Annotated in this window: 25 protein-coding genes; 14 read left to right on the forward strand and 11 right to left on the reverse strand. The window is 70.8% G+C overall.

What is annotated here, in order from left to right; genetic code table 11:
- Positions 1-123: 123 nt before the first annotated feature.
- Complete coding sequence (locus tag ACO2Q3_RS23110; RefSeq protein ID WP_423310958.1) at positions 124-999, reverse strand: isoaspartyl peptidase/L-asparaginase family protein; 876 nt, start codon at positions 997-999, stop codon at positions 124-126.
- An 81-nt stretch (positions 1,000-1,080) separates the two neighbouring features.
- Here ACO2Q3_RS23110 and ACO2Q3_RS23115 point away from each other — a divergent pair, with 81 nt between their 5' ends.
- The 9 genes from ACO2Q3_RS23115 to dapD all read left to right on the forward strand — a co-directional run bounded on the left by ACO2Q3_RS23115 (position 1,081) and on the right by dapD (position 9,264).
- Complete coding sequence (locus ACO2Q3_RS23115; protein WP_423310960.1) at positions 1,081-2,079, forward strand: NADPH:quinone oxidoreductase family protein; 999 nt, start codon at positions 1,081-1,083, stop codon at positions 2,077-2,079.
- 255 nt (positions 2,080-2,334) lie between these two features.
- Positions 2,335-3,213 carry an SDR family NAD(P)-dependent oxidoreductase gene (locus tag ACO2Q3_RS23120; RefSeq protein WP_423310962.1) on the forward strand — a complete coding sequence of 293 codons (879 nt, stop codon included), beginning with the start codon at positions 2,335-2,337 and terminating at the stop codon, positions 3,211-3,213.
- Between the two features lie 148 nt (positions 3,214-3,361).
- Positions 3,362-3,496 carry a 50S ribosomal protein L34 gene (gene rpmH, locus ACO2Q3_RS23125; RefSeq protein ID WP_423310964.1) on the forward strand — a complete coding sequence of 45 codons (135 nt, stop codon included), beginning with the start codon at positions 3,362-3,364 and terminating at the stop codon, positions 3,494-3,496.
- A gap of 85 nt (positions 3,497-3,581) precedes the next feature.
- Complete coding sequence (rnpA, locus tag ACO2Q3_RS23130; protein ID WP_423311185.1) at positions 3,582-4,043, forward strand: ribonuclease P protein component; 462 nt, start codon at positions 3,582-3,584, stop codon at positions 4,041-4,043.
- Entirely contained in the window at positions 4,024-5,799 is a 1,776-nt protein-coding gene (gene yidC, locus ACO2Q3_RS23135; RefSeq protein WP_423310966.1) for a membrane protein insertase YidC, read from the forward strand. Before rnpA ends, yidC begins: the two co-directional genes overlap by 20 nt.
- Positions 5,799-6,446, forward strand: a complete 648-nt coding sequence (gene yihA, locus ACO2Q3_RS23140; RefSeq protein WP_423310968.1) for a ribosome biogenesis GTP-binding protein YihA/YsxC — start codon at positions 5,799-5,801, stop codon at positions 6,444-6,446. The genes yidC and yihA overlap by 1 nt, the downstream gene beginning before the upstream one ends.
- A gap of 255 nt (positions 6,447-6,701) precedes the next feature.
- Positions 6,702-7,616 carry an acetylglutamate kinase gene (gene argB / locus ACO2Q3_RS23145; protein ID WP_423310970.1) on the forward strand — a complete coding sequence of 305 codons (915 nt, stop codon included), beginning with the start codon at positions 6,702-6,704 and terminating at the stop codon, positions 7,614-7,616.
- 137 nt (positions 7,617-7,753) lie between these two features.
- A complete protein-coding gene (locus ACO2Q3_RS23150) occupies positions 7,754-8,422 on the forward strand; it encodes a pyrimidine 5'-nucleotidase (RefSeq protein WP_423311187.1) in 669 nt (222 codons plus the stop codon).
- Positions 8,419-9,264 (forward strand): 2,3,4,5-tetrahydropyridine-2,6-dicarboxylate N-succinyltransferase, encoded by an 846-nt coding sequence (gene dapD / locus ACO2Q3_RS23155; protein ID WP_423310972.1) that lies wholly within the window; start codon positions 8,419-8,421, stop codon positions 9,262-9,264. Before ACO2Q3_RS23150 ends, dapD begins: the two co-directional genes overlap by 4 nt.
- A gap of 186 nt (positions 9,265-9,450) precedes the next feature.
- On the opposite strand, the gene ACO2Q3_RS23160 is transcribed toward dapD, so the two are convergent.
- On the reverse strand, positions 9,451-10,710 hold the full coding sequence (locus ACO2Q3_RS23160) for a UbiH/UbiF/VisC/COQ6 family ubiquinone biosynthesis hydroxylase (RefSeq protein ID WP_423310974.1): 1,260 nt from the start codon (positions 10,708-10,710) through the stop codon (positions 9,451-9,453).
- Positions 10,711-10,875: 165 nt separating this feature from the next.
- On the opposite strand from ACO2Q3_RS23160, the gene ACO2Q3_RS23165 reads away from it, so the two are divergent.
- On the forward strand, positions 10,876-11,484 hold the full coding sequence (locus ACO2Q3_RS23165; protein ID WP_423310976.1) for a TetR/AcrR family transcriptional regulator: 609 nt from the start codon (positions 10,876-10,878) through the stop codon (positions 11,482-11,484).
- A 199-nt stretch (positions 11,485-11,683) separates the two neighbouring features.
- On the opposite strand, the gene ACO2Q3_RS23170 is transcribed toward ACO2Q3_RS23165, so the two are convergent.
- The 4 genes from ACO2Q3_RS23170 to ACO2Q3_RS23185 all read right to left on the reverse strand — a co-directional run bounded on the left by ACO2Q3_RS23170 (position 11,684) and on the right by ACO2Q3_RS23185 (position 15,180).
- Complete coding sequence (locus ACO2Q3_RS23170; RefSeq protein ID WP_423310978.1) at positions 11,684-12,496, reverse strand: enoyl-ACP reductase FabI; 813 nt, start codon at positions 12,494-12,496, stop codon at positions 11,684-11,686.
- A gap of 279 nt (positions 12,497-12,775) precedes the next feature.
- Complete coding sequence (gene fabB / locus ACO2Q3_RS23175; RefSeq protein WP_423310980.1) at positions 12,776-13,987, reverse strand: beta-ketoacyl-ACP synthase I; 1,212 nt, start codon at positions 13,985-13,987, stop codon at positions 12,776-12,778.
- A gap of 54 nt (positions 13,988-14,041) precedes the next feature.
- Positions 14,042-14,560 carry a 3-hydroxyacyl-[acyl-carrier-protein] dehydratase FabA gene (gene fabA / locus ACO2Q3_RS23180; protein WP_423310982.1) on the reverse strand — a complete coding sequence of 173 codons (519 nt, stop codon included), beginning with the start codon at positions 14,558-14,560 and terminating at the stop codon, positions 14,042-14,044.
- A gap of 65 nt (positions 14,561-14,625) precedes the next feature.
- Positions 14,626-15,180, reverse strand: a complete 555-nt coding sequence (locus tag ACO2Q3_RS23185) for an SH3 domain-containing protein (RefSeq protein ID WP_423310984.1) — start codon at positions 15,178-15,180, stop codon at positions 14,626-14,628.
- 83 nt (positions 15,181-15,263) lie between these two features.
- Here ACO2Q3_RS23185 and ACO2Q3_RS23190 point away from each other — a divergent pair, with 83 nt between their 5' ends.
- Complete coding sequence (locus tag ACO2Q3_RS23190) at positions 15,264-16,250, forward strand: 2-hydroxyacid dehydrogenase (protein ID WP_423310986.1); 987 nt, start codon at positions 15,264-15,266, stop codon at positions 16,248-16,250.
- A 166-nt stretch (positions 16,251-16,416) separates the two neighbouring features.
- Here the strand turns inward: ACO2Q3_RS23190 and ACO2Q3_RS23195 are convergent, their stop codons facing one another.
- Positions 16,417-17,034, reverse strand: a complete 618-nt coding sequence (locus tag ACO2Q3_RS23195; RefSeq protein WP_423310988.1) for a glutathione binding-like protein — start codon at positions 17,032-17,034, stop codon at positions 16,417-16,419.
- A gap of 81 nt (positions 17,035-17,115) precedes the next feature.
- Between ACO2Q3_RS23195 and ACO2Q3_RS23200 the strand changes: the two genes are divergently transcribed.
- A complete protein-coding gene (locus ACO2Q3_RS23200; protein ID WP_423310990.1) occupies positions 17,116-17,757 on the forward strand; it encodes a TetR/AcrR family transcriptional regulator in 642 nt (213 codons plus the stop codon).
- Between the two features lie 15 nt (positions 17,758-17,772).
- Here ACO2Q3_RS23200 and ACO2Q3_RS23205 read toward each other — a convergent pair whose 3' ends face one another.
- Entirely contained in the window at positions 17,773-18,270 is a 498-nt protein-coding gene (locus tag ACO2Q3_RS23205; protein WP_423310992.1) for a hypothetical protein, read from the reverse strand.
- Between the two features lie 87 nt (positions 18,271-18,357).
- Here ACO2Q3_RS23205 and ACO2Q3_RS23210 point away from each other — a divergent pair, with 87 nt between their 5' ends.
- The gene (locus ACO2Q3_RS23210) at positions 18,358-20,382 is read left to right on the forward strand and encodes an alpha/beta hydrolase family protein (protein WP_423310994.1); all 2,025 of its coding nucleotides are present in this window, start codon (positions 18,358-18,360) and stop codon (positions 20,380-20,382) included.
- Between the two features lie 9 nt (positions 20,383-20,391).
- Here ACO2Q3_RS23210 and ACO2Q3_RS23215 read toward each other — a convergent pair whose 3' ends face one another.
- The 3 genes from ACO2Q3_RS23215 to ACO2Q3_RS23225 form a co-directional block, all read right to left on the reverse strand.
- Positions 20,392-21,429, reverse strand: a complete 1,038-nt coding sequence (locus ACO2Q3_RS23215; RefSeq protein ID WP_423310996.1) for an alcohol dehydrogenase family protein — start codon at positions 21,427-21,429, stop codon at positions 20,392-20,394.
- A gap of 77 nt (positions 21,430-21,506) precedes the next feature.
- The gene (locus tag ACO2Q3_RS23220) at positions 21,507-21,974 is read right to left on the reverse strand and encodes a hypothetical protein (RefSeq protein ID WP_423310998.1); all 468 of its coding nucleotides are present in this window, start codon (positions 21,972-21,974) and stop codon (positions 21,507-21,509) included.
- Positions 21,975-22,181: 207 nt separating this feature from the next.
- Positions 22,182-22,925 carry a HesA/MoeB/ThiF family protein gene (locus ACO2Q3_RS23225; protein ID WP_423311000.1) on the reverse strand — a complete coding sequence of 248 codons (744 nt, stop codon included), beginning with the start codon at positions 22,923-22,925 and terminating at the stop codon, positions 22,182-22,184.
- On the opposite strand from ACO2Q3_RS23225, the gene hslV reads away from it, so the two are divergent.
- A complete protein-coding gene (gene hslV, locus ACO2Q3_RS23230; RefSeq protein ID WP_423311002.1) occupies positions 22,919-23,512 on the forward strand; it encodes an ATP-dependent protease subunit HslV in 594 nt (197 codons plus the stop codon). The genes ACO2Q3_RS23225 and hslV overlap by 7 nt on opposite strands.
- Position 23,513 lies beyond the last annotated feature (1 nt).

Below are 23,513 nucleotides of genomic sequence, written 5' to 3' on the forward strand. Positions count from 1 at the left end.
TGGTTAACCCCCCCCCCCCCCCCCCGGCGCCGCCTTCCTTCACCTCTCCCATAGGGAGAGGGAGGGGCCCGCGGCGCTCGCGAAGCGAGGGGCGTGGGAAGGTGAGGGGTTACGGCCCCCGCCTCAGAACACCTCCGACCGGATCTCGCCGTCGGCGGTGAGGGTCGCGCGCTTCATGCCCTGGGTGTTGTACGGGGTGACGAGGGTCCCGTCGGCCGCGACGGCGATCAGGCCGCCATCGCCGCCCAGCGCCTTGAGGTCGTCGAGCGTCGCCTGCGCCGCGCTCGCCAGGTCCTGGCCGGCCAGCCGCATGCGGAACGACACCTGCGCGGCCGCCGCCGAGCGGATGAAATATTCGCCGACCCCGGTGCAGGACACCGCCACCGTCTCGTCCGCCCAGGTTCCGGCGCCGGGGATCGGGGTGTCGCCCACCCGGCCGTGCAGCTTGTTGAACACCCCGCCGGTGGAGGTGGCCGCGGCCAGCCGGCCCTCGGCGTCGCGCACCACGCAGCCGACGGTGCCGTGGCTGAGCGGCGCGGGGTTTTCCCGCGGCCGGCGGCCGGCGCGGGTGAACCAGGCGTCGGGATCGTCGATGGTCTCCAGCCCGGCCTGCCGCGCCAGATCGGCGGCGCCTTCGCCGGCCAGCATCACGTGCGGGGTTCGCTCCATCACCGCCCGGGCGGCGGCGATCGGCGAGCGGAAGCCCTGCAGCGCGGCCACCGCGCCGGCCCGGCGGCTGGGCCCGTCCATCAGGCTGGCGTCCAGCTCGTAGCGCCCGGCGGAATTGGGCGAGGCGCCGCGGCCGGCGACGTAGAGGCCCGACGCCTCCAGCGCCGCGACGGTCTCGACGGCCACGTCCAGGGCGGCGGCGCCGGCCTTCAGCCGGTCGCGCGCGGCCTCGATCAGGCCGCGCATGTGCGGGATCTCGGCGTCGTAGGTCCGATCCCGCGTGGCGCCGGCGCCGCCGTGCAGAGCCACGGTCAAACATTTGTTCGTCACGCGCCGTCCTCGCCCTTCCGTCCCCCGCCGCCTTCCGATAGCGTCCCGCGCGCTAAAAGGACACGCCTGCGGGAGGACATCATGAAGGCTTTGCTCAGCAAGAGCGTCGGCGGCCCCGAGACCCTGGTGCTGGAAGAGGTCGAGAGCCCCAAGGCCAAGCCCGGTTCCGCGGTGGTCTCGGTCAAGGCGATCGGCGTCAACTATCCGGACGTGCTGATCATCGAGGACAAGTACCAGTTCAAGCCGGCCCGTCCGTTCGCCCCCGGCGGCGAGATCGCCGGCGTGGTCAAGGAGGTCGGCGAGGGCGTCACCCACGTCAAGCCGGGCGACCGGGTGCTGGGCAACACCGGCTGGGGCGGCATGGCCGAGGAGCTGGCCCTGGAGGCCGGCCGGCTGATCCCGATCCCGGACAGCATGCCGTTCGACGAAGCGGCGGCTTTCATCATGACCTACGGCACCAGCTATCACGCGCTGAAGGACCGCGGGCACATCAAGCCGGGCGAGACCCTGCTGGTGCTGGGCGCGGCCGGCGGCGTCGGCCTGGCGGCGGTGGAGCTGGGCAAGGCGATGGGCGCGCGGGTGATCGCGGCGGCCTCGTCGCAGGAGAAGGTCGATCTGGCGATCAGCCGCGGGGCCGAGAGCGGGGTGGTCTATCCCACCGGCCCGTTCGACCGCGACGGCCAGAAGGCGCTGGCGGAGCTGTTCAAGGGCGCCTGCGGGCCGAACGGCGCGGACCTGGTCTATGACGGGGTCGGCGGCGACTACGCCGAGGCGGCGCTGCGCGCGATGGCCTGGGAAGGCCGCTTCCTGGTGGTCGGCTTCCCGGCCGGCATTCCGCGCATCCCGCTGAACCTGGCCCTGCTGAAGGGCTGCGACATCGTCGGCGTGTTCTGGGGCACCGCCGTGGCCCGCGACCCGGTCGGCCACCAGCGCAACGTCAAGGAACTGCTGGACCTCTACGCCGCCGGCAAGATCAAGCCACACGTCTCCGAACACTACCCCCTGGCCCGCGCCGGCGAAGCCATCGCCCACCTGGCCAGCCGCAAGGCGATGGGCAAGGTCGTGGTGACGGTGGACTGAGGACGGAGAGGGCGGAACCCCTCACCTTCCCATTGCTGCGCAATGGGCCCCTTCCTCTCCCTCTGGGAGAGGTGAGGGATCGTCCGGCGACGATCGCGGAGGGCGTCGAACACCGTTCGGGACTTGGCCCCGAAACACCTCTCCCATAGGGAGAGGGAGGGGCCCGCGCGCCTTGCGAACGCAAGGGGCGTGGGAGGGTGAGGGGCTACGGCGCCTCTGTTCCTTCCCAACAACGACAACACGCAGGAGCACATCATGGCGGGACGGCTGGGCGGCAAGGTGGCCGTGATCACGGGCGGGGCCTCGGGGATCGGGCTGGGGACGGTGGAGCTGTTCGTCGCCGAGGGGGCCCAGGTGGTCGCCGCCGACCTGCAGGACGAGAAGGGCGCGATGCTGGAGAAGCGCTTCCCCGGCAAGGTGCGCTACGCCCACTGCGACGTCACCGCGGAGGCCGACATCGTCGCCGCCCTGGCCCTGGCCAAGTCCGAGTTCGGCGGCCTGGACATCCTGTTCAACAACGCCGGCGCCGGCGGCATGCCGGGCTCGGTGGAGGCGATGACCGCCGAGGGCTGGGACAGGACCTTCGCCCTGCTGGTGCGCGGCCCGGCGCTGGGCATGCACCATGCCCTGCCGCTGATGCGCGAGCGCGGCGGCGGCTCGATCATCAACACCGCCTCCATCGCCGGGCTGCAGGCCGGCTGGGGGCCGCTGGCCTATTCCACCGCCAAGTGCGCGGTGATCCACATGAGCCGCTGCGCCGCCGCCGAGCTGTCGCCGCAGAAGATCCGGGTCAACGCCATCTGCCCGGGCCTGATCGCCACCTCGATCTTCGGCGACGCCCTGGGCCTGCCCCGCGCCGTGGCCGACCAGATGGCCGCCCGGGTGGCCGAGAACGCCGCCGCCGCGCAGCCGATCCCCAAGCCCGGCCTGCCCGAGGACATCGCCCGCGCGGCTCTCTACCTGGCCAGCGACGACAGCGCCTTCGTCACCGGCACGCACATCGTCGTCGACGGCGGCATCACCATCGGCGGCCGCCACGCCTGGGACGCCGCCGCCGGCTCGCCGTTCGCGGCGATCATGGGCATCACGCCGGAAGACGTGGCGCGCATGGCCGCCGGCCCGCAGGCGGGATGATGCGTCAGCGGGCGGCCTTTGAAGGGGCGTTCAGGGGGGAGATCGTCACGGCAATGTTGACTCCTCGGGCCGTCTCCCGTATGTCCGCCCGCTCATTCGCCCGGGCCATGGCCTTGGGCGCGAACGTCTTTTGTCTTGGAGCCACCCCGTGAAGCGGACTTTCCAGCCGTCGCGTCTCGTTCGCAAGCGCCGTCACGGCTGGCGCTCCCGCATGGCCACCAAGAACGGCCAGAAGGTCATCGCCCGCCGCCGCGCCCGCGGCCGCAAGCGCCTGACCGCCTAGGAGCCCCTCGGGGTCCCAGCCTGAGGGTTTCGGCTTGACCGGACCCGATCCCAGCCTCGAACACCCGTCACGCGATCGGCCGGCCGTGCAAGGCCCGCCCATCGAGCGACTGAAGGTGCGGCCCGACTTCCTGGCGGCCGCCAAGGGCCTGGCCTGCGGCCGCGGCGCCGTGATGGCCCAGGTCCGCGATCGCCGCGACGGCGACCCGCGCATCCGCATCGGCTTCACCGCCACCAAACGCATCGGCGGGGCGGTGGAGCGCAACCGCGCCAAGCGACGGCTGCGCGAGGCCGCGCGCCTGATCGCGCCCGATCACGCCAGGGCCGGATGCGACTATGTGTTCATCGCCCGCGGCGGCACGGGCGCGCGCGCCTGGGACCGTCTCCTTGACGATATGAAAAGCGCGCTGATAAGGCTCGCGGCCGACCTCGCGGCCAGTTCCACCGAAGCCCAGTCCGGGGCCCGACCGGGCGCACCCCCTCCGACAGACCCCGTCCCGGGCCCGCCCGCCCGCAAGCACAGGCGCCATGCAGAACGAAACCCGTAACCTGATCTCCTTCGTGGCGGTGGCGCTGATCCTGCTGGTCGCCTACCAGACCTTCATCCTGGGTCCCCGCCAGAAGCAGATCCAGGCGCAGCAGGCGGCCGCCTCGGCCGCCGCCGCCACCCAGGCGCCGTCGGCCCTGACGCCGACCCACCTGACCCGCGCCCAGGGCCTGGCGCAGGGGCCGCGGGTGATCATCGACACCCCGACGCTCGAGGGCTCGATCGCCCTGACCGGCGCCCATTTCGACGACCTGTTCCTGAAGCAGTACAAGACCTCGGCCGGCAAGGACGGCATCCCGGTGGAGGTGCTGCGCCCGGCGGGCACGGAGTTCGCCTATTTCGCCAGCCTGGGCTGGATCGGCGCCAACCTGCCGGGCCTGCCCACCGACGCCAGCGTCTGGACGGTGAGCTCGGGCCGGGTGCTGACCCCGACCACGCCGGTCACCCTGACCTATGCCGCCTCGCCCGGCCTGAGCTTCACGCGCACCATCGCCGTGGACGACAAGTACATGTTCACCGTCACCGACCAGGTGACCAACAACGGCGCCGCCCCGGTCTCGCTGACCCCCTACGGCAGCGTGCAGCGCCAGGACGTGCCGCCGTGGCTCGGCAAGAACAACATCGTCCACGAAGGCGCCGTCGGGGTGATCAACGGCGGGCTGAAGGAAGAGAAGTACGGCAAGTGGAAGAAGGACGGGTACAAGGACCTTGATACCGGCACGGGCTGGTTCGGCGTCACCGACAAGTACTGGATGACCGTGCTGATCCCGCCGAACGGCGAGGCGATCAAGCCGAACACCCAGGTCAAGGCGAACGGCGGCGTCGACATCTATTCCGCCTCGTACACCGCCGCCCAGCCGCTGACGGTCGCCCCCGGCAAGAGCGTGTCCCAGGTCACGCACGTGTTCGCCGGCGCCAAGACCGTGCCGATGCTCAACGCCTACAAGAAGAGCCTGGGCGTCAGCCACTTCGACGACGCGGTGGACTGGGGCTTCATGATGCCTGTCACCAAGCCGATGTTCTTCGCCCTGCAGTTCTTCTACCACCAGGTGGGCAACGTCGGCATCGCCATCCTGCTGCTGACCCTGCTGATCCGGGTGATCACCTTCCCGCTGGCCCTGCCGGGCTACGAGATGGGCGTGAAGATGCGCAAGATCCAGCCGGCGCTGAAGGAGGCGCAGGCCAAGTACAAGGACGACCCGCAGGCGCTGCAGAAGGAAACCATGGCGCTGTACGCCCGGGAGAAGATCAACCCGATCACCGGCTGCCTGCCCTCGCTGCTGCCGATCCCGATCTTCTATTCGCTGACCAAGCTGTTCACGGTCACCATCCTGATCTGGCACGCGCCGTTCTTCGGCTGGATCCATGACCTGTCGGCGCGCGATCCGACCAGCGTCGTCAATCTGTTCGGCCTGTTGCCCTTCACCCCGGCGAACGTGCCCGTCATCGGCTCGGTGCTGGACGGTCCGCTGCACATCGGCGCCTGGCCCCTGGCCTATGGCCTCGTCACCTGGATGAGCATGTCGATGACCCCCACCACCGGGATGGACCAGACCCAGGCCCAGGTGATGAAGCTGATGCCGGTGTTCTTCACCTTCATCCTGGCGCAGTACACCGTCGGCCTGCTGATCTACTGGACCTTCAGCGGCATCTTCACGATCGTGCAGCAGTACGTGCTGATGCGCCGCTACAAGTCGCCCAACCCGATCGACAACTTCATCGCCCGGCTGCAGGGCAAGGCTCCGGCGGCGGGCTGATGGCGGACACGACGGAGGTCTTCACCGCGGACGAACTGGAGGCGGCGCGGGTGCTGTTCGCGCACCAGGCCGAGTTCGTCATGGGGGCGACCACCATCCCCGGCCTGCCGCCGCCGGACCTGCCGGAGGTGGCCTTCGCCGGCCGCTCCAACGTCGGCAAGTCGTCGCTGATCAACGGCCTGGTGGGCCGCAAGGGCCTGGCCCGCGCCTCCACCGAGCCCGGCCGCACGCGGGAGGTGAACTTCTTCCTGCTGGACGGCCGGCTGCGGCTGGTCGACCTGCCCGGCTACGGCTGGGCCCGGGTCTCGCGCACCACCGCCAAGAAGTTCCAGAACCTCGGCCGCGACTATCTGCGAGGCCGGCCGAACCTGAAGCGGGTGTACCTGCTGATCGACGCCCGGCACGGCCTGAAGGCCCCGGACGCCGAGGCCCTGGACGCCCTCGACACCGCGGCGGTCTCCTACCAGATCGTCCTGACCAAGGCCGACAAGATCAAGCCGGCGGAGGCCGCCGCGACCGTCGCCCGCACCGCCGCCGCCATCGCCAAGCGCCCCGCCGCCTTCCCCCGCGTGCTGGCCACCTCGGCCGAAAAGGGAACCGGCCTGCCGGAACTGCGCGCCGAGATCGCCGCGGCGGCCTGGGCCTGAGGGTTCTCGGAAGCGCCCGAGCCCCTCACCCTCCCAATCGCTGGCCGCGATTGGGCCCCTCCCTCTCCCTCCGGGAGAGGTGAAGTAAGACGCCGCCAGAACAGTGAAAAATTACCTCTCCCATGGGGAGAGGGAGGGGCCCGCGTCGCTTGCGACGGCAAGCGGCGTGGGAAGGTGAGGGGTTCCGGCGCCGCCCGCGGGATGACAAGCCCACCCCCCTTCGCTAAGGGAGGCGCCCGAAGCGGGAGGCCTCACGTGTCCGACATCAACGAAGAACAGGGCTGGGCCACGGCCAGGACCCTCGCCGAGGCGCTGCCGTTCATCCAGATCTACGACCGCGAGACCGTGGTCATCAAATACGGCGGCCACGCCATGGGCGAAGAGGCCCTGGCCAAGCTGTTCGCCGCTGACGCCGTGCTGCTGAAGCTGCTGGGGCTGCACCCGGTCGTGGTGCACGGCGGCGGGCCACAGATCTCGCGCATGCTGGAAAAGGCCGGGGTCAAGTCGACCTTCATCGACGGGCTGCGGGTCACCGACGCCCCGACCATGGAGGTGGCCGAGATGGTCCTGTCCGGCGCGATCAACAAGGAGATCGCCTCCTGGATCAGCCAGGCGGGCGCGGAGGCGGACGTGCGCGGCATCGGCCTTTCGGGCAAGGACGCGCGCATGATCACCGTGGAGAAGGCCACCCGCACCCGCCGCGACCCGGATTCCAAGATCGAGGAAGTGGTCGACCTGGGCTTCGTCGGCGAGCCCACCCGGGTGGACCCCAAGCTGATCGAAGAGCTGATGAACTCGCCGGAGGACTACATCCCGGTGATCGCCCCGATCGGCGTGTCGGTGGAGGGCGAGACCTACAACATCAACGCCGACACCGTGGCCGGGGCCCTGGCCGGGGCGCTGAAGGCCAAGCGCATGCTGCTGCTGACCGACGTCGCCGGGGTGCTGGACGCCAAGGGCGAGCTGATCCGCCAGCTCAGCGTCGCCGAGGCCCGGGCGGCGATCTCCGAGGGCGTCGCCACCGGCGGCATGATCCCCAAGCTGGAGACCGCCATCGCCGCGGTGGAGTCCGGCGTCGAGGCCGTGGTGATCCTGGACGGCCGCCGCCCGCACGCCATGCTGGTGGAGCTGTTCACCGAACACGGCGCCGGCACCCTGGTGAGCGCCTAGGTGGACCTGGGCCAGCGCTCCGCTGGAGCCCCCATCCCCGGCTTCGCCGGTACTTCCCCCAATGGGGGAAGAGAACCGTTCTCCTCCCCCCCTGGGGGAGGGGGACCCCCGAAGGGGGTGGAGGGGGCTCCCGCTTGATGCAGACGCCGGCCGACCTCACCCACGTCGACACCTGGCTGTTCGACCTGGACAACACCCTCTATCCGCTCGACTCCGGCCTGGCGCTGGAGATCGACCGGCGGATCCGCGACTACGTCATCCAGGTCACGGGCCTGGAGCCGGAGGAGGCCTATCGGCTGCAGAAGCGCTATCTGGCCGAGCACGGCCTGTCGCTGACGGGGCTGATCCGCGACCACAGCGTCGATCCCGCCGAATTCCACGCCATCTTCGAGGACCTGCCGCTGGACCTGCTGGCGCACGACCCCGAGCTGATCGCGGCGCTGCGGCGGCTGCCGGGCCGCCGGCTGATCTTCACCAACGCCGACGGCGGCCATGCGCAGCGGGTGGCCGAGCGCCTGGGGCTGTCGGGGCTGTTCGACGACATCTTCCACATCGGCTCGGCGGACTTCGAGCCGAAGCCGTCGCCGGGGGCGTTCGCCAAGATCATCGCCGCCCACGCCATCGAGCCGAAGACCACCGCCTTCTTCGAGGACGCCGAGCGCAACCTCAAGCCCGCCGCCGCGCTGGGCATGACCACCGTGCTGGTGGGCGCCCATGCGGCCGACAGCACCGCCGACTTCGTCCACCACCGCACCGCGCGCCTGGCCCCGTTCCTGGCCGCCATCCGGGTCAAGGAACACCGATGACCGACGTGACCCTCTCCGACCTGCAGACCGAGATCGAGGCCGCGTGGGCGGCTCGCGACGGGGTGAACACCGAGACCCGCGGGCCCGTTCGCACGGCGGTGGAGGAGACCTTGCGCCTGCTGGACGCCGGCCAGCTGCGCGTGGCCGAGAAGGTCGACGGCGCCTGGACCACCCACCAGTGGGCCAAGCAGGCGATCCTGCTGAGCTTTCGCCTGAACCCCAACAGCATCATGCGCTCCGGCGCCCTGGGCGGCGGGGCGGGGCCGTGGTGGGACAAGGTCCCCAACAAGTTCGACGGCTGGGAAGACAAGGACTTCGAGGCCGGCGGCTTTCGCGCCGTGCCCGGGTCCATCGTCCGCCACGGCGCGTTCGTGGCCAGGAACGTGGTGCTGATGCCTTCGTTCGTGAACATCGGCGCCTATGTGGACGAGAGCACCATGGTCGACACCTGGACCACGGTTGGCTCCTGCGCCCAGATCGGCAAGCGGGTGCACCTGTCGGGCGGCGTCGGCATCGGCGGGGTGCTGGAGCCGCTGCAGGCCAACCCGACGATCATCGAGGACGACTGCTTCATCGGCGCCCGCTCGGAAGTGGCCGAAGGCGTCGTCGTCGGCGAGGGCGCGGTGCTGTCGATGGGCGTCTACCTGAACGGCTCGACCCCGATCATCGACCGCAAGACCGGCGAGACCCACCGGGGCTACGTGCCGCCCTATTCCGTGGTGGTCTCCGGTTCGCGCCCCGATCCGCACGGCGGGCCCAGCCTGTACTGCGCCGTGATCGTCAAAACGGTGGACGCCCAGACCCGCTCGAAGACCTCGATCAACGAGCTGCTGCGGGACTGATCGGCGAGGCCCCTGGCCCCCTCCACCACCCGGCTACGCCGGGCGGTCCCCCTCCCCCGCTCCGCGTGGGAGGAGCAGAAGCGTCGAGGCCGTCTCTCCTCCCATGCGCAGCGAAGCGGAGCGGGGGAGGGGGACCATTCGGCCGAAGGGCGAATGGTGGAGGGGGCCTGCGAACGCGCCGCGCGCCTACGCCGCCAGGCTCTCGCCGCGCAGCAGGCGGGGCAGGTCGCCGACGGCGCCGCCGGCTTCCTGCATGAAGAACCGGCGGGCGGGGCCGATGCGGTTGACCAGGGCCATGCCCGCGGCGCGGCCGAGGCGCAGCACCGGGTTGTCGTTGGAGAAGATGCGCACGAAGGCGTCGAACGCCAGGGCGTTGCTGATCGTGTCGGCGCGCCGCCAGCGGGCGTAGCGCTCCAGCACCGACAGCGCGCCGATGTCCTCGCCCAGCCGCAGCGCCTCGCTCAGCACCTGCGCCAGGGCGGCGGCGTCCTTCAGCCCCAGGTTCAGGCCCTGGCCCGCAATCGGATGCACGCCGTGCGCGGCGTCGCCCGCCAGCGCCAGGCGCGGGGCGCAGAACCGCTCGGCCAGCTGCAGCGACAGCGGATAGACGAACCGCGGTCCCTGCACCTCGACCCGGCCCAGGAAGTCGCCGAACCGTCGCATCAGATGGCCGTGGAACGCCGCGTCCGAGGCGTGGCGCAGGGCCTCGCCGCGGGCGGTGCTTTCGGTCCACACCAGGCTGGCGCGGTCGCCGGTCAGCGGCAGGATGGCGAACGGGCCGGACGGCAGGAAATGTTCGTAGGCGACGCCGCCGTGCGGCCGCTCCAGCCCGACGGTGGCCACCACGCCGCTCTGGCCGTAGCCCCAGCCGATGGCGCCGATGCCGGCGGCGCGGCGCACCACCGAGCCGCGACCCTCGCAGCCCACCACCAGGGGCGCGCTGAGCGTGCGGCCGTCGGACAGGCTGACCATGGCCGAGCCCACCCCGGCCTCGACGCCCGTCACCTTCACCGGCGCCAGCACTTCGATGCCGCGCGCCAGGGCGGTCTGAGCCAGGGCGGCGCGGATGCGGCGGTTCTCGATCAGATAGCCCAGCGGCTCGCCTTCGCAGCGGTCGGCGATCTCGGCGGCGTCGAAGCGCAGGTAGGCGGGCAGGGGCGCGGCGGCGGCGGCGCCCGGGCGGTGGGCGTCGGTGACCAGGATCTGCTCGATGCGCTGGGCGTGCGGCTCCAGCAGCGGCGCGGCGCCCAGGGCCCGCCACTGGCGGAAGGCCGAGAACGAGATCGCCGAGGCGCGGCCGTCGAAGGTGGGGGCCAGCTGGTCGTCGAACGGCAGGGGGTCGACCAGCAGCGGCTTCAGCCCGCCGTCGGCCAGGGCCAGGGCCAGGGTGACGCCGGCCATGCCGGCGCCGGCGATGATCACGTCCGGGGCGTCCGCTGCGCTCATGCCCTTCCTATGAGCCCGGGAGCCTTGCGGGTCCAGCCTTGCAAGGGGCCGGAGGTGCGCGCTTCCGCCACGTCACCGGTTGCAATTTCGCGCGTTACGCTTCCATCCTCCGCCTTGCGGAACCGGCGCGGCGCGCGCCGGATCCTGGGGCCCTCCGGAGACGCCATGCCGCGCATCGCCGGCCAGATCGACCTGGCCAAGACCGAAGCCATTCTCGAGGCGACGTCCGACGCGATCTACGAGCGCGGCCTCTCGGTGTCGATGGACGAGATCGCGCGGCGCGCCGGCGTTTCCAAGCAGACGGTCTACAACCACTACGGCTCGAAGTCGGAACTGGTGCGGGCGCTGATCGCCCGGCGGACGGACTCGATCACCGCCGCGCTGGAGGTGCCCGGCGCCACCGAGCGGCCGCACGACGCCCTGGCCGACTATGCCCGCGCCCTGCTGGAAACCCTGCAGATGCCGCGCGGGGTGATCCTGATCCGGCTGATCATCTCCAGCGTCGCCGGCGAGCCGGATCTGGCCCAGGCGGTGTTCAAGGGCGGCCTGCGCGCGTCGCGGGCCAGGCTGGCGGCATTCCTGGCGCGCGAGACGGCCGCGGGACGGCTGGCCATCGACGACGTCGACGAGGCGGCCGACTTCTTCGCCGGCATGGTGGTCAGCCACCGCCAGCTGAGCCTGCTGATGGGCCTGCCCTCCGACCTCACCCCCGCCCGCATCGAACGCATCGCCACCGAAGCCGCCCGCCGGTTCCTGAAGGCGTACCGGCCCTAGGGGGCCTCGGGCGACACCGCCCACCCCTCGTCACCCCGGACAAGCGCGTAGCGCGCAGATCCGGGGCCGGCCGATCCGCGACCGAAACGAAGTCCAGCCTGGAGCGGCGCCTGCAGCGGCTGGTCGCCGTCTTCTCAGAGACCGCGCCGCTGGCCCCGGGTCTGCGCTGCGCTTCGCCCGGGGTGACGGGTGGAGGAGATCAAGCTTCCTCGTCGTCCGGCAGGCCCATCATGTGGAAGCCGGCGTCGACGTGCACCACCTCACCGGCCACCGAGCGGCCGAGGTCGGAGAGCAGCCACAGGGCGCAGCCGGCGACCCCTTCCATGGTGGTGTCCTCCTTCAGCGCCGACAGGCTGCGGCCCTTGGCCAGCATGCCGCGCCCGCCGGAGATGCCGGCCAGCGACAGGGTGCGCATGGCCCCCGGCGAGACGGCGTTCACGCGAATCCCCTGCGGCCCGAGATCGCGCGCCGCGTAGCGCACGCAGGCCTCCAGCGCCGCCTTGGCCACGCCCATGGTGTTGTAGTTGGGGATCGCCCGTTCGGAGCCGAGGTAGGTCATGGTGATGATCGAGCCGCCGTTCGGCATCAGCGCCGCAGCCCGTCGCGCGGCGTCGACGAAGGAATAGGCCGAGATGCTCATCGCCTGCAGGAAGCCCTCGCGGGTGGCGTTCTCGACGAACGAGCCCTTGATCTGGCTGCGGTCGGCGTAGGCGATGGCGTGCACCAGGAAGTCGATGGTTCCGAAGCCGGCCTCGACCTTGGCGAACATCGCCTCCATCGAGGCGTCGTCGGTGGCGTCGTAGGTGGCGTAGAGCTTGGCGCCGATGCTCTCGCCCAGCGGCTTCACCCGCTTCTCGTTGGACTCCATGTAGCCCAGCGCCAGTTCCGCGCCCTGCGCCGCCAGCTGCCGGCAGACGCCCCAGGCGATGGAGTCGCGGTTGGCGACCCCCATCACCAGCCCCTTCTTGCCCCGCATCAGCTCGCCGGCGGGCATGTTCCAGTCGTCGGCCATGGGGTTCGCTCCAGCTTGGTTGTTCTGGGTGTTTGTGGACGGGCCTGGGTCACCCGGCAAGCCAGCCACCTGACGCTGGCTCCGGTCTTCCTTCTCCCCTTGCGGGAGAAGGTGGCCGCCGCAGGCGGGCGGATGAGGGGTCTGTGGAACCCTCGGGGACTAGTGGGGTCAGGCCGGCGCCGGGCTCGCCGGAAAGGGTTGTCGACCCTCATCCGTCAGCTTCGCTGACACCTTCTCCCGCAAGGGGAGAAGGACGCGATCAAGGGATTCGAGCCCCGGTCAGACCCGGCTCATCACCAGGCAGCCGTTGGTGCCGCCGAAGCCGAAGCTGTTGGACATCACCGTCTCCAGCGGGCCGTCGTGGCGCCGGCGCAGGATCGGCAGGTCGGCGAAGGCGGGGTCGAGGGTGTCGATGTGGGCGCTCTCGGCGGCGAAGCCGTTCTGCAGCATCAGCAGGCAGTAGATCGCCTCCTGCGCCCCGGCCGCGCCCAGGCTGTGGCCGGTGAGCGACTTGGTGGAGGAGATCATCGGAGCCTTGTCGCCGAAGGTCTCGCGCACGGCCTCCATCTCCTTGACGTCGCCGATGGGGGTGCCGGTGCCGTGCGGGTTCAGGTAGTCGATCCGGCGGCCGCCGGCCTCGGCCATGGCCAGGCGCATGGCGCGCACGGCGCCCTCGCCGGAGGGCTGCACCATGTCGTAGCCGTCGGAGGTGGCGGCGTAGCCGACGATCTCGCCGTAGATCTTCGCGCCGCGGGCCTTGGCGTGCTCCAGTTCCTCGAGCACCACCAGCCCGGCGCCGCCGGCGATCACGAAGCCGTCGCGGTCGGCGTCATAGGCGCGGCTGGCGACGGCCGGGCGGTCGTTGTACTTCGAGGACATCGCGCCCATGGCGTCGAACAGGGCCGACAGGGTCCAGTCCAGCTCCTCGCAGCCGCCGGCGAAGATGATGTCCTGCTTGCCCAGCTGGATCTGCTCGGCGCCCGCGCCGATGCAGTGGGCCGAGGTCGCGCAGGCCGACGAGATCGAATAGTTGACGCCGCGGATCTTGAACCAGGTGGAGAGCACGGCCGAGGGGCCCGAGCACATCGCCTTGGGCACCGCGAACGGGCCGATGCGCTTGACGCCCTTGGTCTTCGCCGTCTCGGCCGCCTCGACGATGGTGCGGGTGGAGGGGCCGCCCTCGCCGACGATCAGGCCGGTGCGGTCGTTGGAGATGTCGGCCTCTTCCAGGCCGGAGTCGGCGATCGCCTGTTCCATGGCGATGTGGGCGTAGGCCGTGCCCGGGGCCAGGAACCGCACGGCGCGCCGGTCGATCATCGATTCCCAGTCGATGTGCGGCGCGGCCTCGACCTGGCAGCGAAAGCCGAGCTCGGCGTATTCCGGCGCGGCTGCCACGCCGGAGCGGGCCTCGCGCAGCGACGCCAGCACCTCGTTGGCGTTGTTGCCGATCGACGAGACGATGCCCAGACCGGTGACCACGACGCGGCGCATGCCTGTTTCCTTTCCACACCCGCCTTTGCCGGCGGCTTATAACGCTTGGACCGGTTACTTGGCTTCCGGCCGATAGAGCCCGACCCGCAGGTCGGTGGCTTCATAGATGGGGACGCCGTCGGCTTCCAGAACGCCGTCCGCCACGCCCATCACCAGCCGGCGAAGGATCACGCGCTTCAGGTCGATGCGGTAGACCACCTTCTTGACGGCCGGGGTCACCTCACCGGCGAACTTCACCTCGCCGACGCCCAGGGCGCGACCCTTTCCGGGCCCGCCGGACCACGCCAGGAAGAAGCCCACCAGCTGCCACATGGCGTCCAGGCCGAGGCACCCGGGCATCACCGGGTCGTTGATGAAGTGGCAGTCGAAGAACCACTGCCCGCGGTTGATATCCAGCTCGGCGACGATCTGGCCCTTGCCGTGCGCCCCGCCGCTGGAGCCGATCTGGGTGATGCGATCGAACATCAGCATCGGCGGATAGGGCAGCTGGGCGTTGCCGGGGCCGAACAGCTCGCCGCGGGCGCAGGCGAGGAGGTCTTCGCGTTCGAAGGAAGAGCGGGTGATGGCGTCCATGCGAAGCGGGTTAGCACGGTCGCCGGGGCGCCGCCAAATCGTGCAGCGCCGGCGTCAGGTCGCGGTCAGGGCGTGGTGACCTTGCATTGCACCGGCTCGGCCGCGCCCCAGACGTCGGTCTTGGCCACCCAGCCGCTGACGCCGCCGACGCTGACCTTGCACCAGTCGCCCTTGCAGTGCTCGAGGCTGGCCAGCGCCTTGACGTTGAGGAATCCCGCCGGGGCGGAGTCGGCCTTGGGCGCATGGCGGATCGGCGCGGGCTGGGCGCTGGTGGCGATCACCGTGCGCCGGCCATCCACCATCTGGCGGTGCACCCACACCACCTGACCGTCCGAATCACAGATCCGCCGCCAGTCGGTGGTCTCCTGCACGATCTGCACCGGCAGGCCCTTGGCGTGGTAGACGAACAGGGTGTCGTAGTCCTTGCCCGGCCCCTTGCGGGCATAGACGTCGTCGCGCTTGAGGCTGACATAGCGCGGCACGCAGAAGCCGGACGGCGTCCTGGCCTTCTCCGCCGCGGGACAGTCCTTGCCCTCGCCGCCATGGTCGCCGCACCCGGCAAGGGCCACGCCGACCGCCCCCAGGATGGGCGCCAGACCGCAGATCGCTGTTCGTCGCATCCCGCTCGCTTGGCCCGGACAAACCCGGCTGCTACAGGTCAGATCAAATCACCCGACCGGAAACGCCTTATTCCATCCCGCCCATGGCCGTCCGCAAGCCGAAAGTCATCGTCACCCGTAAACTCCCCGATCCGGTGGAGACGCGGATGCGTGAGCTGTTCGACGCCGAGCTGAACCTCGACGACACCCCCATGGGGCCGCCGGAGCTCACCGCGGCCGTGCAGCGCGCCGAGGTGCTGGCGTGCACGATCACCGACCGGGTCACCGCCGACATCATCAATGCGGCCGGTCCGCAGCTGAAGCTGATCGCCAACTTCGGCGTCGGCTTCGACCACATCGACGTGGCCGCGGCCAACGCCCGCGGCATCACCGTCACCAACACCCCCGGCGTGCTGACCGAGGACACCGCCGACCTGACCATGGGCCTGATCATGGCGGCCTCGCGCCGGATGATCGAGGGCTCCACCGTCACCCACGCCGGCGGCTTCCACGGCTGGACCCCGACCTGGATGCTGGGCCGGCGGCTGTCGGGCAAGCGGCTGGGCATCGTCGGCATGGGCCGCATCGGCCAGGCCCTGGCCAAGCGCGCCGCCGCCTTCGGCCTGTCGATCCACTATCACAACCGCAAGCCGGTCAGCCCGCGCATCGCCGAGGACCTCCAGGCCACCTACTGGGAAAGCCTGGACCAGATGCTGGCGCGGATGGACATCGTCTCGGTGAACTGCCCGCACACGCCGGGCACCTACCACCTGCTGTCCGCCCGCCGCCTGAAGCTGCTGCAGCCGCACGCCATCCTGGTGAACACCGCCCGCGGCGAGATCATCGACGAGGCGGCGCTGTCGGGCATGCTCGAGCGCGGCGAACTGGCCGCCGTCGGCCTGGACGTCTACGAGCACGAGCCGGTGATCAACCCCAAGCTCCTGAAGCTGCCCAATGCGGTGCTGCTGCCGCACATGTCGTCGGCCACCATCGAGAGCCGCATCGACATGGGCGAGAAGGTGATCATCAACATCCGCACCTGGATGGACGGCCACAAGCCGCCCGACCGGGTGATCCCGGGGATGCTCTGACCTCTCTCTGTCATCACCCCTCTCTCTCTGTCATCCCGGAATGGGCGTCAGCCCTATCCGGGACCGCCGGAAACGCAGACCTCAGCTGGCCGTAGCGGGCGACGGCGCCTGCCGCGGTCCCGGATATCCGCGTGCGCGGATTCCGGGATGACAGGGGTGAGGGCGCTCACGCCGCCTGATAGAGCTGCAGCTCCTCCTGCGCCGCGCGCGCCACTGAGGGCCGGGCGTTCAGGCGGGCGAAGTAGCCCGCCACCGACGGCCAGGGCGTCAAATCCACCGCCGTGAAGCGGGTCCAGTTCAGCACCGCCGCCAGGTAGGCGTCGGCCACCGAGAAGCGCTCCAGCAGCCAGTCGCGCCCGGCCAGGTGCGCCTCCAGCCGGTCCAGCCGCTCGTTCAGCAGGCCGCGGGCGTAGGCCTTGGCCTCGGCCGGGGCCTTGGCGCTGAGCAGAGGGTTGAAGACGGCCTTGTGCAGCTCCGTGCCGGTGAAGCTCAGCCACTGCTGCAGGCGATAGCGCTCCGGCGAGCCGGCCGGCGGCGCGAGGTCCGCCTGCGGCCAGGCGTCCGCCAGCACCTGCAGCACCACCGCGTTCTCGGTGACGATCTCGCCGTCGTCGGTCTTCAGCGCCGGCACCTGGCCCAGGGGATTGATCGTCCGGTAGTCGGTCCCGTCCGCGAGGCGGCCGGCCCGGGTGTCGACCCGCACGAAGTCCAGCGCGCCACCGGCCTCGTAGGCGACGATGCGCGAGGCCATCGAACAGGCGAGGGGGGAATAGTAGAGCTGCATGACCGGTCTCCGGTTGAATTGGATGCGAACCGTTACAAAATAGGCCCGCCCCCCGGATTGCGGTCAAGGATTGTTTGCGAAATGGTACAGAAAACGCCCGACACTGCTGACACGTCCGGGCGTCGCGGCCGCGGACGACCGCGCGGCTTCGACACGGGCCAGGCGCTGAATGCGGCCCAGGCCAGCTTCTGGCGGGCGGGCTACGCCGCCACCTCGCTGGACACCCTGGCCGAGGCGACGGGCCTCAACCGCCCCAGCCTGTATGGCGCGTTCGGCGACAAGCGCGCCCTGTACCTGGCGGCGCTGGCGAAGTCGGCCGACGAGTCGGTCGCCTCGCTGGCCGCGGCCCTGGCGGCCCGGCCGACGGTGCGCGAGGCCCTGGCGCTGGTCTACGACAGCGCCATCCGCATCTACCTGGCCGGCGAGCGCGGCCCGCAGGGCTGCTTCATTATCGGCACGGCGGTGGTCGAGGCGCTGGGCGACGCCGCGGTGCGCGAGGCCCTGGCCGGCGCGCTGACCCGCATGGACGGCGCCTTCGAAGCCCGGTTCGCCGCCGCCCGCAGCGCCGGCGAGCTGCCGGCCGAGGCCGACCCCCGGGGACTGGCTCTGATCGCCTCGGCGGTGCTCAACAACCTGGCGATCCGCGCCCGGGCCGGGCTGGACCGCGCCACGCTGCAGGCCGTCGCCCGCGCCGGCGTCGACGCCCTGTGCGGCCCGGCGTGACTCCTCGGCCGAACCTCAGCAGGTATTGGCGTCCACCGGCGCCTGGTTCTTCTCCAGGGTGAACACCCGGCCCTGGTCCTGCGGCAGCAGCCCCGTGCAGTAGCCGCCGCCGGCGCCGTAGCGCATGTCGGGCGAGGCCAGGTTCTCCACCTTGGTGGTCCCGTCCAGCGGCAGCTCGTAGACCGCGTTGGCCAGCAGCGGCATGGCGAAGCGCTGCGGCCCCTCGATGCGCCAGATGGTCTTCGGCCGCGAGGCGCAGACGTAGAACCGGTCGGGGAAGGCCTTGCTGGTCTCGCGCAGCAGGTCCTCGCAGATCGAGGTCTCCACCGGCGCGGCGGCATAGGCGGGCGCCTCCGGCCGGGTCGCCGACCACCAGGCCCAGCCGCCGACGCCGGCCAGCAGCAGCACGGGCACGGCGAACAGCGCCGGATGTATCCAGGGCCTGGGCCGGGTTCCGGTGAGGATGTTGCGCAGGTTGGCGCCCGGATCCGGCCCGGCTTCGTCCGTCGACATCGTTTTCCCCCACGGCGGCCCCTCCGACGCCTTGACGGCGCGCCGCTGACGCTTGAAGTCTAACCACAGGTTGCGGGCGGGGGCTCCATGATTTCCAGGCGTAGCGTGATGGCGGCGGGCGCGGCGGCGCCGCTGGCCGGCGGACTGTGGGCGTTGGGGGGCCGCGCCTGGGCGGCCGACGCACCGCCGCAGCCGCCGAGCATCGAGGAGCTCCTGCGGCGGCCGGTGACCTACGGGGCGACCCTGTCGCCGGACGGTCGTCAGATCGCGGTGCTCCACGAGAAGCTGGAGGACGGCAAGCGCCTGGCCTTCATCACCCTGACCGACGCCGCCAACCCCGACGCCAAGATCGCGCCGATCATCGTCGGACGCTACGCCGTCGAGACGATCCGGTGGGCCAACAACGACCGCCTGCTGATCGGTGTGCGGATCGACGCCGCCCAGGCGGACACCAGCGGCGGCAGCTACATTCATCGGCGATTCGACTACACCGTGCGCAGGCTGGTCTCGGTCGATCGGGCGGGCAACGCCGTGCTGCTGCTGAACGATGCGCCCGAATACGCCGACACCAACACCGACCTCAGCACGGTCGTCGACTACCTGCCGGACGACCCGAGCCACATCATCATGATGCTGTGGGACCCGCGGGTGCAGCTGCCGACGCTGCACACGGTGGATGTGGAAACCGGGGAGTCCAAGCTGCTGGAATCCGGCGTGGACAACACCCTGGGCTTCATGACGGTCAAGGGCGTGCCCGTGTTGCGCTGGGATTTCCTGACCGCCAAGACCGAGGCGATCTATGCCCGCCCCATCGGCGAGACGCACTGGAAGCTGGTGCGCAAGGTCAAGTACGACGACATCGACCGTCCAGACTTCCAGATCATGGGCCCCGCGGGAGGCGATGACCCGAACATCTGGCTCGTCCTCAACAGCGCGCCCGAAGACGCCGGGGTTGCGCTGCACCAGTTCGACCTGAAGACGCTCGCGCTGGGCGCCGTGGTGGCGTCCCGCGACGGCGCCGACATCGAGGACGCCCTGTTCGACGAGCACTCGCGCTATTTCGCGGCGCAGGTGAGCGGCGACCGGACCGAGTACGACTTCGCCGACAAGAGCCTGGTCGGGCACTTCAAGGCGATGAACAAGTTCTTCGACAACCAGTGCAACGTCGAGATCGTCGACTGGAATCCGGAGAAGACCCGGTTCGTGGTCCGCGCAAGCGGTCCCCAGGAAGCCGGGGTCTACTATTTCTACGACCGGGAGGCGCGGCGCTTCGATCCGCTGAGCGAAGCCCGCCCATGGCTGCGCGACCGCCTCGCGCCCACCGAGATGCTCGACATCAAGACCCGGGACGGCGTGGCGATGCGCGCCTACCTGACCGTGCCGCTCGCGGTTGCCGGAACCGGCCCGCGGCCGCTGGTGGTGATGCCGCACGGCGGGCCGGAGGTCCGCGACAAGCTGGACTACGACTTCACCGCCCAGGCCTTCGCGGCCAGGGGCTGGATGGTGTTGCAGCCGAACTTCCGGGGGTCCGCGGGCTATGGCAAGGCCTTCGCCCTGGCGGGCCATCGCCACTGGGGCGACCGCATGCAGGAAGACGTCGAGGACGCCGTCGCCTACGTCCTGGCCACCGGCCGGGCCGACCCCAAGCGCGTGGCGATCTGGGGCGCCAGCTATGGTGGCTACGCCGCCCTGATCGGCGCCGTTCGCAAGCCCGGCCTCTATCGCTGCGCCGTATCCCTGGCGGGGGTCTCCGACCTGCCGGAGATCCTGGCCTGGGAGAAGCGCACCGACCACGAGGATTCCCCGGTCTACCAGACCTGGGTGGACCGGATCGGCGATCCGGTCGCCGACCGGGACGCCCTGATCGCCGCATCGCCGGCGCGAAACGCCGAGGCCATCGCCGCGCCGGTCCTGCTGATGCACGGCAACAAGGACGGAATCGTCGACCCGAGCCAGTCAAAGCTGATGGCCGACGCCCTGAAGAAGGCCGGCAAGGTCTGCGACTACGTGGTGCTGGACGGCGAGGGGCATCCCTACGGCGGCTGGAGGGACAAGAACACCACCCTGGTGATCACCCGCAGCTGCGACTTCATCGCCAAGGCGTTCGCCTGAGGCGGTAGCTCACCCGGTCATCACCATCTTCAGCGCCCCGGCCTGGCGGGCGTCGAACAGGCGGTAGGCCTCGGCGCCCTCGCTGAGCGGCATGACGTGGGTGATGTAGCGCTCCGGCCGCAGGCGGCCGCCCTGGATCAGGGGGATCAGCTCGGGCCAGTGCTCGGGCACGCTGCAGGTGCCGATGCGGAAGGTCAGGCCCTTGATGAAGGCCACCGCCATGTCGAGCTCGAACTTGCGGGTCTGGTTGACCCCGATCACCGAGACGGTCCCGGCGCGGCCCACCGTCTTGAGCGCCAGGTTGATGGTGGCGTCGGCGCCCACCGCCTCCACCGCGCAGTCGGCCATGCGGCCGGCGGTGGCGGCCATGATCTCCTCGACCGCGGTGGCCGGGTCCAGCGCGACGGCGCCCAGGCTGGCGGCGATCGCCCGCCGCTCGGGCACCAGGTCGATGGCGAACACTCGGCTGGCCCCCAGCACGAACGCGCCTTCGACGGCCATCAGGCCGATCGGCCCCAGGCCGACCACCGCCACCGTCTGGCCGGCGCTGACCCCGGCGTTCTTCAGCCCGAACCAGGCCGTGGGCAGGTTGTCGGTCAGCATCAGCGCCTGGTCGGCGGTCAGGCCCTCCGGGATCGGCGCACAGTTGAAGTCGGCCGCCGGCGCGCGGATGTACTCGGCCTGGCAGCCTTCCAGCCGGTGGGACAGGCCGTAGCACTGCATGGCGTTGTTGCGGCAGTGGTTGACGTCGCCCGCCAGGCAGGGGGCGCAGGCGCCGCAGCCGACCGCGGCGGACAGCATCACCTTCTGGCCGACCTTCAGCTGGCGGACGGCCTTGCCGATCTCCACCACCTCGCCCACCGCCTCGTGGCCGACGCAGAAGCCGAGGTCCGGCGAGAACCCCTGGCCATGATAGATGTGCAGGTCGCTGCCGCAGATGCCGCAGCGATCCATCTTCACGATCACGTCGCGGTCGTCGGCGATGGCCGGGTCGGCCATGCCGTCGTACCGGATGTCGCGTGCGCCGTGGTAGCAGAGCGCCTTCATCGTCTGGTCCTCCCGTTTGCGCCGATCAGGCGGCGCTTACCGGGCGGCAGTCAACGATATCGAGCGCCCGCCAGGGCTCAGCAGGACGACCGGTCCACGGGCACGCCGTTCAGCAGCACCGGCTTGCCGTCGGCCTGGTTCAGGCGCTCGCACGAGGTCCCGCCGTAGCCGTAGCGCATGTTCGGGCCGGTCAGGCCCTCGATCCGCGTACGCCCGTCGATCGGCAGGTTGTAGACCGTGTTGGCGGCCAGGCTCATCGGCTGACGCCCGGTGGGCGACTGGCGATAGATCGTCTGGGCGCTGGCCGAGCAGACCAGGAAGTTGCCGGGCGAGGCCGAGCTGGCCACCAGCAGCAGCCGCTCGCACGTGGAGACGTCCGCCAGGACCGGCTGGGGCTTCATCGCCTCCTGCCGCACCCACCAGGCGCCGCCCACGATCGCGATGGCCAGCACCGGCACGATGAACACCGCGGGATGCGGCCCCCGTTTCGGTCTGGTCCCGGTCAGGACATCATGAAGTTCGGTATTAGGGTCATGTACCGTCATCGCCGCCTCCCTGCGGTTCAATGCCGTACCATGGTCACTATCCGCCTTCGGACGGACACAATCAACTGGACTTTGTCAGCAGCGATACATGGCCGCCCAAGTCTTCGGGAATCCCAAGCCCCGTAACGACTTCAGGCGCAGGAAGAACTTCCCGTCCCGGCGTGCTGCGATGCACAATCGCACCCCGGCGCGGCGATGGGGCGGCCGTCAGTGCTCCCCGCCGCAGACCGGGCACTGCGGATCGGCCCCGATCCGCACCGTGCGCGATTCCCCGGCCAGGGCGTCGTAGACCAGCAGGCGACCGCTCAGCGGCTGGCCGGCGCCGACGATCAGCTTCACCGCTTCCAGCGCCATCATCGAGCCGATCACCCCGCCCAGCGCCCCGACCACGCCCACGGCGACGCAGGTCTCCGCGTCGGGCGGGATCTCCGGCACCAGGCACTGGTAGCAGGGGCGCCCGGCGAACACCCCGACCTGGCCGGTCCAGCGGCCGATGGCGCCGGAGACCAGGGTCTTGCCCTCGGCCACGCACGCGGCGTTGACGGCCAGGCGCGTGGCGAAGTCGTCGGTGCCGTCCAGCACCCAGTCGAAGTCGCGCACCAGCGCCTGCGCGTTGTCCGCGGTCACGGCCTCGTCGATCGGCTCGACATGCACATGCGGGTTCAGCTCCGCCAGCCGGTCGGCGGCCCGCTCCACCTTCGGCGCGCCGTCGTCGCCGGTGCGATACAGCACCTGGCGCTGCAGGTTGGAGAGGCTGACGGTGTCGGGGTCGACGATGCCCAGCGCACCGACGCCGGCCGCCGCCAGGTACAGCGCCGCGGGCGCGCCGAGGCCGCCGGCGCCGACGATCAGCACCCGGGCCGCCTTCAGCCGCTGCTGGCCCGGCCCACCCACTTCGCGCAGCACCAGATGGCGGGCGTAGCGCTCGACCTCTTCGTCCGAGAATGTCATCCAGCTTGACCCGGGCCCTTCCCGCCGCCACATGCGCGGCCATGCAGGATAGCAACTTTCCCAACTGGCACGGGACCACCATCCTGGCCGTACGCAAGGCCGGGACCACGGTGATCGCCGGCGACGGCCAGGTCTCCATGGGCCAGACGGTGGTCAAGGGCAACGCCCGCAAGGTGCGCCGCCTGGCCGGCGGGCGCGTGGTGGCCGGCTTCGCCGGGGCCACGGCCGACGCCTTCACCCTGCTGGAGCGGCTGGAAGCCAAGCTGGAACAGTATCCGGAGCAGCTGGCCCGGGCCTGCGTCGACCTGGCCAAGGACTGGCGCACCGACCGCTATCTGCGGCGCCTGGAGGCGATGCTGATCTGCGCCGACAAGAGCACCATCCTGACGGTCACCGGCACCGGCGACGTGCTGGAGCCGGAGTTCGGCGTCACCGCAATCGGCTCGGGCGGGCAATACGCCTTCGCCGCCGCCCGGGCGCTGATCGACATGGACATCGACGCCGAGGCGATCGCCCGCAAGGCAATGGGCATCGCCGCCGACATCTGCGTCTACACCAACCGCGAGCTGACGGTGGAGGTGGTCTGAG

This window comes from Caulobacter sp. KR2-114 (assembly GCF_049446115.1).
Lineage (GTDB): Bacteria > Pseudomonadota > Alphaproteobacteria > Caulobacterales > Caulobacteraceae > Acaudatibacter.